Origin of the sequence: Desulfosarcina ovata subsp. ovata, assembly GCF_009689005.1 — a bacterium.
Lineage (GTDB): Bacteria > Desulfobacterota > Desulfobacteria > Desulfobacterales > Desulfosarcinaceae > Desulfosarcina > Desulfosarcina ovata.
The window spans coordinates 3,987,151-3,999,024 of record NZ_AP021879.1 but is presented as its reverse complement, the minus strand read 5'-3'; the positions used below and the strand labels follow the sequence as shown (position 1 = coordinate 3,999,024).

12 protein-coding genes are annotated in these 11,874 nt (G+C 59.1%); 8 read left to right on the top strand and 4 right to left on the bottom strand.

All coding sequences use genetic code 11. The annotated features are described in order from the left end of the window. Positions 1 to 65: 65 nt before the first annotated feature. From GN112_RS17710 to GN112_RS17695, 4 genes are all read right to left on the bottom strand, one after another. Positions 66 to 257, bottom strand: coding sequence for a hypothetical protein (locus GN112_RS17710; RefSeq protein WP_155311434.1), 192 nt, complete (start codon positions 255 to 257; stop codon positions 66 to 68). Positions 258 to 375: 118 nt separating this feature from the next. Next, positions 376 to 1,620: an HDOD domain-containing protein gene (locus GN112_RS17705; RefSeq protein ID WP_162458986.1), complete on the bottom strand. Its 1,245-nt coding sequence runs from the start codon at positions 1,618 to 1,620 to the stop codon at positions 376 to 378. Positions 1,621 to 1,755: 135 nt separating this feature from the next. Further along, complete coding sequence (locus tag GN112_RS17700) at positions 1,756 to 2,535, bottom strand: type III pantothenate kinase (protein WP_155311432.1); 780 nt, start codon at positions 2,533 to 2,535, stop codon at positions 1,756 to 1,758. A gap of 53 nt (positions 2,536 to 2,588) precedes the next feature. After that, entirely contained in the window at positions 2,589 to 3,305 is a 717-nt protein-coding gene (locus GN112_RS17695; protein ID WP_269434981.1) for a sulfite exporter TauE/SafE family protein, read from the bottom strand. A gap of 216 nt (positions 3,306 to 3,521) precedes the next feature. On the opposite strand from GN112_RS17695, the gene GN112_RS17690 reads away from it, so the two are divergent. The 8 genes from GN112_RS17690 (at position 3,522) to GN112_RS17655 (ending at position 11,768) form a co-directional block, all read left to right on the top strand. Next, complete coding sequence (locus GN112_RS17690) at positions 3,522 to 3,809, top strand: hypothetical protein (RefSeq protein ID WP_155311430.1); 288 nt, start codon at positions 3,522 to 3,524, stop codon at positions 3,807 to 3,809. Between the two features lie 65 nt (positions 3,810 to 3,874). Beyond that, positions 3,875 to 4,468, top strand: coding sequence for a peptidoglycan-binding domain-containing protein (locus GN112_RS17685; protein WP_155311429.1), 594 nt, complete (start codon positions 3,875 to 3,877; stop codon positions 4,466 to 4,468). A 181-nt stretch (positions 4,469 to 4,649) separates the two neighbouring features. Beyond that, positions 4,650 to 5,225 (top strand): hypothetical protein, encoded by a 576-nt coding sequence (locus GN112_RS17680; RefSeq protein WP_155311428.1) that lies wholly within the window; start codon positions 4,650 to 4,652, stop codon positions 5,223 to 5,225. Positions 5,226 to 5,964: 739 nt separating this feature from the next. Next, positions 5,965 to 6,972, top strand: coding sequence for a BMP family protein (locus GN112_RS17675; protein ID WP_155311427.1), 1,008 nt, complete (start codon positions 5,965 to 5,967; stop codon positions 6,970 to 6,972). 3 nt (positions 6,973 to 6,975) lie between these two features. Continuing rightward, positions 6,976 to 8,493 (top strand): ABC transporter ATP-binding protein, encoded by a 1,518-nt coding sequence (locus GN112_RS17670; protein ID WP_197743343.1) that lies wholly within the window; start codon positions 6,976 to 6,978, stop codon positions 8,491 to 8,493. Beyond that, entirely contained in the window at positions 8,490 to 9,557 is a 1,068-nt protein-coding gene (locus GN112_RS17665) for an ABC transporter permease (RefSeq protein ID WP_155311426.1), read from the top strand. The genes GN112_RS17670 and GN112_RS17665 overlap by 4 nt, the downstream gene beginning before the upstream one ends. Then, on the top strand, positions 9,550 to 10,491 hold the full coding sequence (locus tag GN112_RS17660; RefSeq protein WP_155311425.1) for an ABC transporter permease: 942 nt from the start codon (positions 9,550 to 9,552) through the stop codon (positions 10,489 to 10,491). The genes GN112_RS17665 and GN112_RS17660 overlap by 8 nt, the downstream gene beginning before the upstream one ends. Then, positions 10,491 to 11,768: an amidohydrolase family protein gene (locus tag GN112_RS17655; protein WP_155311424.1), complete on the top strand. Its 1,278-nt coding sequence runs from the start codon at positions 10,491 to 10,493 to the stop codon at positions 11,766 to 11,768. The genes GN112_RS17660 and GN112_RS17655 overlap by 1 nt, the downstream gene beginning before the upstream one ends. Positions 11,769 to 11,874 lie beyond the last annotated feature (106 nt).

Sequence of the window (11,874 nt, the reverse complement as noted above, 5' to 3'; positions counted from 1 at the left end):
TTGGCATTTGGCCTTTTTCCCAATGAGACAACCGTTGCCTTCGTCATATTACCACCTTTCTATACCTACATACGATCCCCCCGCTCACCCCTGGTCTCCTCATACATAAACTGCATAAACGCCTTGACCCGCGCGGTGTGGCGCAGGTCCGGATGGGTGAGAATCCAGATGTCATGATAGCAGTTCTCGGGCAAATCCATTACCGCCACCAGGCGATCATCGGTATCGCCCACATGGTGGGATAGACATGGTCGCACGCGATTCGGGGATGGGCGTTGGCCCGCTCCCTGAAAACAGAGAACCCTCGCCGGGCATGGACCGGAGAGGGTTTATTTTATCACGAAGCGCAGGAAACGGAAATCTGTCCGCGGCTGTTCAGCCGAACAGGTAGCGAAGCTGCTCCATCTGTTGGGGGATTTCGAGAATTGCCTGCTCCCGCATCGACTCGTCGATCTCCAGCGCGTCCATGGGTTCAGCAAGCGACTGTCCATCGACGGGCTCCAGACCGAACCCGGCAAGTTTGGCAAGCCAGTTGGCCTGCTGAAGGATCTTGAGCGAACGGGAATACTTTTTCCCCGCCGCATTCGCGTCATGGTGACGCTGGATCAGTTTGGCATACATGTCTGGAGCCTCCATCTTCTCCAGCAACGTGTTGCCAAAACGCACATGGTGTTCATTCATCAACCCGACCAACTCCTCCACGCTGACGGGTGGCTGGTGCGAAGCGTGGCGGCGCTGCTCCACTTCGGCAGCCGCCTGGAGCAAAAGCAGTTTGCCGATATCATGGATCAGTCCGATGGAAAAAAGGTCTTCATCGGGCTTTTCATCAGGATTCAGAAACGGCATCTGGGTGGTGTGCGCACAGGCCAGCGAATGCCACCAGAGTCGCTCAACAATGCCTTGGTAGGGAGGATGGGTGGTGGCAAAAAAGCCACGGCAGCAGATCGACATGACCACTTCACTGGCCCGGGAAAGCCCCAACCGGCTGATGGCCTGGTCGACGGTCGTGCTTTTTTCAACCCCTCGATAGAACGCGGAATTGGATGTTTTGATCAGCCGGGTGGAAATCGCTGTGTCCTGACGAAGCAAATTGGCCACATCGGCGATCTCGGCGCCACAATCGATCAACTGCCGGATGCGCATGGCAATTTTCATGGCCGGGGGAAGAACCGGATCTCCCTTCGCCATTTTCCTGGACATTTGCTTGAGCAGGTCGTCGGCATCCAGGACGTTAGCCGGCCCGGACGATGCCGAAGCCCCTCCGGCCAAAAGGCCCCGCGCATGCAACTTACCGACGAGCTTGGTTTTATCCAGTGGTTTGGTAAAAAAATCATCCCCCCCACCCAACAGGCAATCGGTAATCATCTGGCGCCCGCACGAAGCGGCCGTTACCAGGATATAAGCCTGCTGGGCCTCCGCCAGATGGGATTGCGTTTCAATGTCCCTGAATGCCACAACAATCGGTTCCCCGTCGGCATCCGTGGCGTTGATGTCCACAAGCACCAGCTGATAAGGGGTCCCCCCGTCAATGGCGTCCTTGAAACGGGCCAGGGCGGTATCCCGGTCACTCGCCTCCTCACAATCCCCGAAAGGTTGCAGGCAGGAGATGGTCGTCGCCATACTGCATGCATCATTGTCAACAATCAAAATTCGCATCATGGCTCCCACAGTTTACTGCACGTCTTTTATATCGCACCGACTTCGATATTGATTAGTAGATTTCAGGGCGCCGATATCGGGCTTCTCACGAATCCGTCAATCTTTATTCAGGTCGTAAACCAGCCTCAGCCCCTTCAAAGTCAGTTGATGGTCGACGACCGTGATTTCATCGGTTTCCGGAGCGATCACGTCGGCCAGGCCGCCCGTGGCCACCACCTGAACCGGTTTCGACGACGAGGTGGCGAGTTCTGCTTTCAGCCGCTGGACCAGACGTTCCACCAGTCCGGTATACCCGAATATCATGCCCGACTGGATGGCATGCATCGAGTTTTTAGCGATGGCCAGGGGCGGTCTGATCAGCTCCACCTTGAAGAGTTGGGCGGCCCGCTCGGTGAGCGACTCCAGCGCACCGATCATCCCCGGGGCGATGGCCCCGCCCAGATAGGTTCCGTCTTCGGAAATGCAATCGAACACGGTGGCTGTGCCAAAGGCGATGGCGATCGCCGGGCCGCCATATAACGCATAGGTGGCCGACGCATTGGTGATGCGATCCCCGCCCACCTCCGATGGGTAATCCAGATCCACACGGATAGCTATTTTTGCATCCGGTCCGACCAGAAATGGCGTAACCTTCAGGTAACGGATGCATAACTGGCGAAACACCGATCGCAGCTGGGGCACAACGCAAGAGATGGACACCCCGGTTATCGCCTTCGGCTTGATATTCGAGGAACGGAACAGGTTCAAGAACAGCATGGCATAATCATCGACGGCCTTGCGGCGTTCGGTGGCAATCTGCCAGAACGCGACCAGCTGGTCGCCATCGAACACACCGGCCTTGATGGTGGAATTGCTCACATCGATCGTTAACAGCATATCTTCTCCTTACCTTTCCGGATTTTTAGCTATTTTGCCGGCGAAGGGTATGCTCAGACAACCCCTTTCAGGATCAGGCGAACAGAAACAAACACCAGGAAAAGACCCAGCGCCCGGCGAAACCAGCTTTCCGATATGCGGTGGAAGGTGTGATTCCCCAGATAGACGCCCAGGATCATCGTGGGAATCACCAGCAGGCCCCAAACCAGCATGCGTTTTTCAAAAAGCCCGTTAACCACAAATGTCGCCGTCTGGGCAATCGCGGCGGGTATAAAAATCAGCACCAGCAGTCTTCGCATGGTGCGTTTGTCCAGGTAACGGCTGAAATGGAGCACCAGCGGCGGCGCATTGATGCCGATGAAACCACCGCAGAACCCGGCCAGGGTACCGATGCCCAGATCCATGGGACGTGCGCTGGCCGGCGGCCCCGAATCGTTACGCGATGGTGGCGCCCGAAACAGGAACCACAACGCCGTCAGCAGAAACGCGGCACCCAGCACCAGCTGGAACTGTTGATTGGGCACATATTTGAGGGTCACGGCGCCCAGGATCGAGCCGACCACCATTAACAGCGATATGGGCATCCAGTACCGGCCGGCCAGGGGGACCGGATCGACCCGCACCATACTCAACCCTCCGAAAATGTTGATGAATGACGCGAGCACAACAGTCAGTTTGGGTTCGATGATCAGCGAACCCAGCGCCACGATCACCGTCGTGGTGCCGGTACCGGTCACTCCTTTGAGGAAAAAAGCGACGAGGCCGACCAGGGGAATCAGCAGGGTTTCTATGGGTCACCTCCAATCATGCATGCGTGGACAAACGAGGGGTTCTATACAATCAGCCAATCGATAATTGCAAGCACCTGCCGCGGGTTGACCCGGGGCGATCGTAAGTAATCTTGGTATGTGATGTGCCTTACAAGGCGATCGCATACGGATCGTTACCATGATCGAAATCGGAATCGCTATCGAAATCGAAAAGAAATGGGAAATAGACATGCAGACTGGATGTTTGGCGACTCGCGGTCAATGGTCATCGGCGCCATGGGAACCTGGAATACCGGAAACCGTCTATCGTCCTTTTGTCAACCCGTGATTCCGATATACATCGTCGATTTCGATCCCGATTTCGATTTCGATAAACCTGAGTTCAATGCGATTGCCCTGTCCGGCCCGTGTAACGCTCGCACCAACGGGTCAGAAACCGACGGCGTTCCCTACCGCCGGTTCGCGTTACCATTTGTTACATTTTTCCATACCACCGATCCTTGATAAAGCGATTTATTGCACATATAACCATCTTACACCCTAACCCGTCTATAAGCAGGAGGAAACCAATGAAAAAGTGGCATATTGTCGTGACCGGACTGTTCATCATGGTTTGCCTGACCGTATCACCGGCATTTGCCGGAAAATACAATCAGCAGACCCATCAGGCGCAGAGCCAACTGAAGGCCCTGGGCTATCAACCCGGGCCTGCGGATGGAATGATGGGACAAAAAACCCGGAATGCGGTCAAACAGTTCCAGGGTGACCACGGATTGCCCAAAACCGGAACCATCGATGATCGCACCATGCAGAAGATGCAGACCGCATCACAGAAAAAAGGCATGTCATCCACAATGGAGCAGCAAGGCCACCAAGCTGCATCGGCGACCGGCGGTGCGGCCAAATCCAGCCCGAACGCCTACAAGGCACAAAAACGGCTGAAGGCGCTGGGCTATCAGCCTGGACCGGCGGATGGAAAAATGGGACAGAAGACCAAAAAGGCGGTCAAGCGTTTCCAGCGCGACCACGGCCTGCCCGAAACCGGAAACCTGGATGACCGCACCATGCAGAAGATGCAGACCGCACCGCAGAAAAAGGGCCAGACCGGCGCAAATTCACCCCAAGGTGATGAGCGCCAGCAGCCCCGGCGTCCAAAGGGTTAATGAAATAAAATTCGTTTCATGAGCACTTAGCGTCATATTTGGATGGACCTGATAGTATCATTTGATACTATCAGGTCCATGAAACACATGATCATTCCTTTTCAGTTGAACACTCAAGTCCCCAAGCGCCTATGCAAATACGGTGCTGGTTGATGGCGCCCAAATCGGCGGGAGAGCCTATGTGGAGCGATCGGAAGCTCAGGACGCGTTTGGATTCGACATCCGCGGCGCCGGCATGCTGCCTGTGCAAGTGGTCATTGACAATCAAGGCTCCTCAGCATTGGAGATCAACCCGGGTCAGACGTTTCTGGAGGACGCTGAAGGTAATTTGTGGCCGATTTTAACAGACACCTTTGCCTATGAACGCGCCACAAAATATGCCCAGACCAATAAGATATTCAAAGAGGGAGCCTACGGCGGCGTTTTAGGCGCAGCCGCCGGTGCGGTCGTCGGTGCCGCCGTGGGCATTGTCACGGGTGATAATGTGGGCGAGGCCATCGGCAAAGGTGCTGCCGTGGGTGCTGCGGCCGGCTCGGTTATTGGGGGCACCAAGGGTGCCGCTTCCTCCAGCGACGCCCGGCGAGCGATTATCAATGATTTACGCGATAAATCGCTGGAAAACAGAAGCATTTTACCCGGCAACCTGGCCCATGGCATCATCTTCTTTCCCGGTGAGGCCACTTCCGCCAAGCAACTGCGCCTTCAGCTCAGAGAGACCGATAATGGCAGGCTTCATACGGTGTTTTTAAGCTTCTAAAAGCTATCAAAAAGGGCATAGGCTACCTGGCCTTGCTCTTCGTGCGCCTTCCGCGCTTTCGCCAGATTTTCATTCAAGAGCGAATTAAGCGCCCTTTCGGGCCTCTTCGCAAACAAAAGGATTCCGCATATCTGCCAACCAGCATTTCGTTAAGGCAATTGGCGGAAAAGAATATACCAGGATGCGTCGGATTTTCATTCGTATTCAAGGCGGGCTTTTTTACGCATAGTGGGGCTATGTGTGGAAACGCCCAACGTAGAAGACGGATGAAAAGACAAGCAGGCGGGTATATTCTTTGACAGAAATCGCCTAACAACGTTACGTCTTCTACGATACGTTGGCAACGTAATAGACAAATCCAGAAAAGACAAAATTGTTGTATAGATCGACAAAAGCGAAAGTTGCCGCCCGCCGATCTGCCATTTCGTCAAGCCCCGAAGGCTGAGGGACCTTCGAAATTGCCTTTAAACTTGGCATCTAACCGTTGACGGATTCGTAAAAAAGTTAAAAATCCATGTTTTGCGTCATTCCGGCGTAGGCCGGAATCCAGTAATTTCAGTGCATTCTGGATGCCGGATCAAGTCCGGCATGACGATCCGGCGACTTTTTACGAGACCATCAACCGTTAAAGCAGTCCGTTCAGAAACCATGGCAATTCATTTGCAAGGGTTTCCGACGGGCTGTGAAAAACAGTCATGAATAAAACGCAACGATCAAGAGGAAAAAGAAAGGAAACGGAATGAAGGGATTTAACGGAGCGGTAAAAGAATTCGCGGCGATGGCGCTGCTTCTTATCGTGGCGATGACAATCGGTATCATGCCGGCGATGGCAGCCGCCGAACCGCTGAAAGTGGCGGCGGTGTTCGAGACCCCCATCGAAGAGCCCTGGGTCAACCAGATCCACGTGGCCCTGGTCAAGGCCAAAAGCGATCTGGGCATCGTCTACGACTATTCGGAAAGCGTCAAATCCGCTGATTTCGCCCGCGTCATGCGGGAATACGCCGAGAAGGGGTATAAACTGATCACCGGCGACGCCTTCGGTGCCGAGCGCATCGCCCGCCGGGTGGCCCGCGATTATCCGGATGTGGCCTTTGTCTTCGGCTCGGGCATCGGGCCGGCCGAGCCCAACTTCGGCGTTTTCGACAACTGGATTCACGAGCCGGCCTACCTGTCGGGCATGATCGCCGGCAAGATGACCAAAAGCAACATCATCGGCGTGGTCGCGGCCATGCCCATCCCCGAGGTCAACCGTCTGGCCAACGCTTTCTATGCCGGCGCCAAGGAGGTCAATAAGGATGTGAAGTGCAAGTTCTCCTTTATCGGTTCCTTTTTCGATCCGCCCAAGGCCAAGGAAGCGGCTCTGGCCCAGATCGAGGCCGGCGTGGACGTGATCTATGCCGAGCGCTTCGGCGTGGTCGAGGCAGCCGTTGAAAAGGGGGCCCTGGCCATTTCCAACATGTCCGATCAATCCAGCCTGGGACCGGACACGGTGGTCACCGGACCGGTCTGGGACATGTGGCCCACAGTGAAGCAGGCCATCAGCCTGGTCAAGGCCGGCGTTTACACGGCCCAGGATTTCGGCGGCTTTTCCTACATGTCCAAGGGCGGTTCCTACCTGGCGCCCTACCACAAGTTCGACGCCAAACTGCCGGCCGAGGTCAAAGAACTGGTCGAAAAACGCAGGCAGGAGATCCTGGACGGCACCTTTCGGGTGGATATTGATGAATCGATTCCAAAATCGGAATAACCCATGTCCGATTCTCCGCCGCTATTGGAAATGCGCGGCATCACCAAGCACTTCGGCAGTGTCACGGCCAACGCCGGCATCGACCTGATCCTGGCCGCCGGCGAAATCGTCGGCCTGCTGGGGGAAAACGGGGCCGGCAAGACCACCCTGATGAACATTCTTTTCGGGGCCTACGATGCCGATGCCGGAACGATCCGTATCGACGGCCGGCCGGCCGCCATCCACAGTTCGGCCGACGCCCTGGCCCTGGGGGTGGGCATGGTGCACCAGCACTACCACCTGGTCCCCTCGCACACCGTGCTGGAAAATCTCATGGTCGGCCAGCACGGCAGCGGATGGCGGCTCAACCAACGCCGAATTCTTCGGCGCATGGAAGAAATTCGTTATGGCTACGGGCTTTATCTCGACCCGTCCGTACTGGCCGGGGAACTCACCGTGGGCCAGCAGCAGCGCCTGGAGATCATCAAGGCCCTGGTGCGCGGGGCACGCATCCTGATCCTCGACGAACCCACGGCGGCCCTCACCCCCCAGGAGGCCGACGGCCTGTTCCAGGCCATGGCGGCCATGGCGGAAAACGGCATGGGGGTAATTTTCATCAGCCACAAACTCAACGAGGTACGCAGGATCACCACCCGGGTGGTGATCCTGCGCCAGGGACAGGTGGCGGCGACCGTGGCCAACGACGCTGGCACCAGCCGACGCCAACTGGCCGAGCTGATGTGCGGCCGCACCGTCACTCCGCCGGAAAAACGGCCGGCTCGATTGGGCAAGGTGCTGCTGACTCTGGAAAACATCCACACGGCCAACGGCACCCGCCAGGGGCTTAAGGGTATCGACCTCAGCGTGCATGCCGGCGAAATTGTCGGTGTGGCCGGTGTCTCGGGAAACGGTCAGAAAGAACTGGCCGACGTGGTGGCCGGGGTGTTGATGCCTTCCGGCGGCCGGATGGTCGTGGCCAGCAAGGTCGTCGCCGAGCCCTCCCCGAAGACCATGCAGGGGCTCGGCATCGGCCGCATTCCCGAGGATCGCATGGGCACCGGACTGATCACCACGTTGCCGCTGGCCAGTAATCTCGTCCTGCCCAGAATCCGCGAACGGCGCTTCAGCCGTTTCGGTTTTCTCAAACTAGGCGCCATCCGGCAATTCGCCCAAAATCGTATCGCCCAGTTCGGCATCAAGACGGCGGGCAGCGCCGTTCGCGCTGGCACCCTCTCCGGCGGCAACCTGCAGAAGGCGCTGCTGGCCCGGGAACTGGCCTGGAACCCACGGGTTCTGCTGGCCGCCCAGCCCACCCGCGGCCTGGACGTCTCGGCCGCCGGTTTCGTCCACGAGCAATTCCTCAACCTGCGACAGCAGGGCAGTGGGGTACTGGTGATCAGCGAAGACCTGGAAGAACTCTTTCTGCTCAGCGACCGCATCGCGGTAATGTTCGAAGGCCGCATCATGGCGACGCTGCCCATCGAGGAGGCCAGCGTCGAACGGATCGGATTGCTGATGGCCGGCGTACGGGAGGCCGCATGATCCGACTGACCCTGGAAAACCGCAGCCACACGCCCATATGGCTAAACCTCTGCCTGCCGCTGATGGCCGTGGCGGCCACGTTGGTGCTGTGCAGCGGACTGATATTACTGGCCGGAGCCAATGTCATCACCGCCTACGAGAAGCTTTTTCTCAGCGCCCTCTCCACCCGCTTCAACCTGGTGGAAACCCTGGTCAAGGCCACCCCCATGATCTTCACCGGACTAGCCGTGACCGTGGCCTTCCGGGCGCGCTTCTGGAATATCGGGGCCGAGGGACAACTGCTCGCCGGCGCCATGGCCGCCGCCTTTGTGGGCGCCTGCGAAGCCCTGCCGGCCTGGAGCCTGTGCCCGACCATGATCCTGGCCGGGGCAGTTGCCGGCGCCCTGTGGGCCATGATTCCGGCGGTGCTCAAATCGCGCTTCAAGGTGGACGACGTGGTCGCCTCCCTGCTGCTCAACTTCATCATCTTTTACGGCATGATGGCCCTCCTGGACGGCCCCTGGAAGGACCCTTTGAGCGGCTACCCCGACTCGCCGGACATCCGCATGGACGCCGAGTTTCCCATCCTGCTGCACGCCACCCGGCTGCACCTGGGCGTGCTGCTGGCCGGGATCGCATCCTTCGGCACCTGGCTGCTCATGCGCCGCACCACGCTGGGGTTCGGCATCCAGGCCGTGGGTGAGAATTCCGTTGCCGCCCGCTACGCCGGCTTCAGCGTAACCGGCATCCTCCTGACGGCGGCAGCCGTCTCCGGGGCCCTGGCCGGACTGGCCGGCGTGGGCGAGGTGGCCGGGCTGCACTTTCAGGTCATGGCCGGAATCTCACCGGGATACGGTTATACCGGCATCGTCATTGCCATGCTGGCCCGGCTCAATCCCCTGGGGGTGATTCCGGCCGCAGTTTTCTTTGCCATCATCATCACCGGGGCCGAAGCCATGTCGCGGGCCACCGGCGTGCCGGTGTTCCTGGCCGACGTGATCCAGGGCACGGCCCTGATCGCCATGCTGGTGGCCCTGCTCTTCACCCGCTACCGCATCCGCATAAGGCGATTTTCGCATGCATGAACTCCTTGACCAACTTCTCCAGGCGGGCTTTTTCGCGGCCCTGATCCGCATCGCCACGCCACTCGTTTTCGCCACCCTGGGCGAGCTGTTCGCCGAGCGGGCCGGCATCCTCAACCTAGGCATCGAAGGCATCATGATGCTGGCCGCCATGACCGGATTCTCCACGGCTTACTTCTCGGGCAGTCTCTGGCTGGGCGTGGCCGCAGCCATGGCCACCGGCGTGCTTGCCGGCCTGCTCATGGGCCTGCTCACCGTCAGCCTGGGACTCAGCCAGCATGTCTCGGGTATCGGGGTGACCCTGCTCTGCTCGGGCCTCTCCTTCTACTTCTACCGGTTGATTTTCGGCCAGCCCTCATCGATTCCCAAGATCACCGCCTTCACGCCGCTGCCCATACCGGGGCTATCGGCCATCCCGATCCTGGGACCGATTCTCTTCGATCACTTTGCCCTGGTCTACCTGGCCTTCTTTCTGGTACCGGCGGTCGCCTGGGTACTCGGCACCACACCATGGGGCCTCAACCTGCGCACCGTGGGTGAAAACCCCCATGCGGCGTTTACTGCCGGGGTGAGCGTCATCCGCATCCGCTACCAGGCCCTGATGCTCTCCGGCGCCCTCATGGGGCTGGCCGGGGCCTTTCTCTCCATGGCCCAGTACAACGCCTACACCTTCGGGGTGATTTCCGGACGTGGCTGGGTCTGTATCGCCCTGGTGGTCTTCGGCCAGTGGAACCCATGGAAGAGCGCCGCCGGAGCGTTGCTCTTCGCCTTCATCGACGCCCTGCAGCTGCGGCTGCAGGCCAGCAGCTTCAACCTGCCCTACGAGGTGTTCCTGATGATGCCCTTCGTGCTGACCATCGTGGGCATGGCCCTGGTGTCGCGCAATGCCAGGGCACCGGCGGCCCTGCTGACCCCCTTTCGAAAGGAGGAGCGCTGATGTTCGACCTGATCGTCAAAAACGCCAATCTGCCGGACGGGCGCACAGGGATGGACATTGCCGTGCGTGACGGACGGATCGAAGCGGTGGATCGCGCCATTGCCGGCGAGGCGGGCAACACCATCGACGCCGCCGGTCGGTTGGTCTGCCCGCCCTTCGTGGACAGCCATTTTCACATGGACGCCACCCTGAGCTACGGCCTGCCGCGGGTCAACCAGAGCGGCACCCTGCTGGAAGGGATCCAGTTGTGGGGGGAGCTGAAACCGAGCCTCACCGTGGACGCCATCCGCGGGCGTGCGGAAAAACTCTGCCACTGGGCCATCGCCCGGGGCACGCTGGTCATCCGCAGCCACGTGGACGTGTGCGACAGCCGCCTGCTGGCCGTGGAGGCGCTCCTGGACATCCGCGAGCAGTTCAAGGATTACATCGACCTGCAACTGGTGGCCTTTCCCCAGGACGGGGCGCTGCGCAGCGACGGCGCCATGGAAAATTTGACACGCGCCCTGGACCTGGGCGTAGACGTTATCGGCGGCATTCCCCATTTCGAGCGCACCATGGACCAGGGGGCCGAATCGATCCGCCAGCTGTGCGAACTGGCCGCCGAGCGGGGCCTGATGGTGGACATGCACTGCGACGAAAGCGACGATCCCTGGTCGCGGCACATCGAGACCCTGGCCTTTCACACCCAGCGCCTGGGTCTTCACGGGCGGGTCACCGGCTCGCATCTCACCAGCATGCATTCCATGGACAACTACTACGTCTCCAAACTGCTGGCCCTGATGGCCGAAGCCCGGGTCCACGCCGTGGCCAACCCGCTGATCAACATCACCCTGCAGGGCCGCCACGACACCTATCCCAAACGCCGTGGCCTGACCCGGGTGCGGGAGATGCTGGCCGCCGGCATCAACGTGGCTTTCGGCCACGACTGCGTCATGGACCCCTGGTACAGCTTCGGCTCCCACGACATGCTCGAGGTGGCCCACATGGGGCTGCATGTGGCCCAGATGACCGGCACGGAAGAGATCCGACAGATGTTCGAGGCCGTGACGGTCAACGGTGCCCGGGCGCTGGGGCTGGAAGGCTATGGACTCGAACCGGGCTGCCGGGCCGACATGGTCGTGCTGCAGGCGGGGGACATCCACGAGGCGATCCGCCTGCGCCCGGCACGGCTGTTTGTCATCCGCCGGGGTAGGGTGGTAGCCAGCACGCCACGGGTGGTAAGTCGGGTGGAGCTGGGTGGCAATGGTGTTGAAGTGGATTTCCGGCACCGAACGTGAAAAAACGATGCCAAATGTCAATTGAAGGATCCTATCGATTATAAAAGGACAAAATACCACCATTTGGCATTTTTCATTGGATATTTGACATTTGTGACTCATCGCT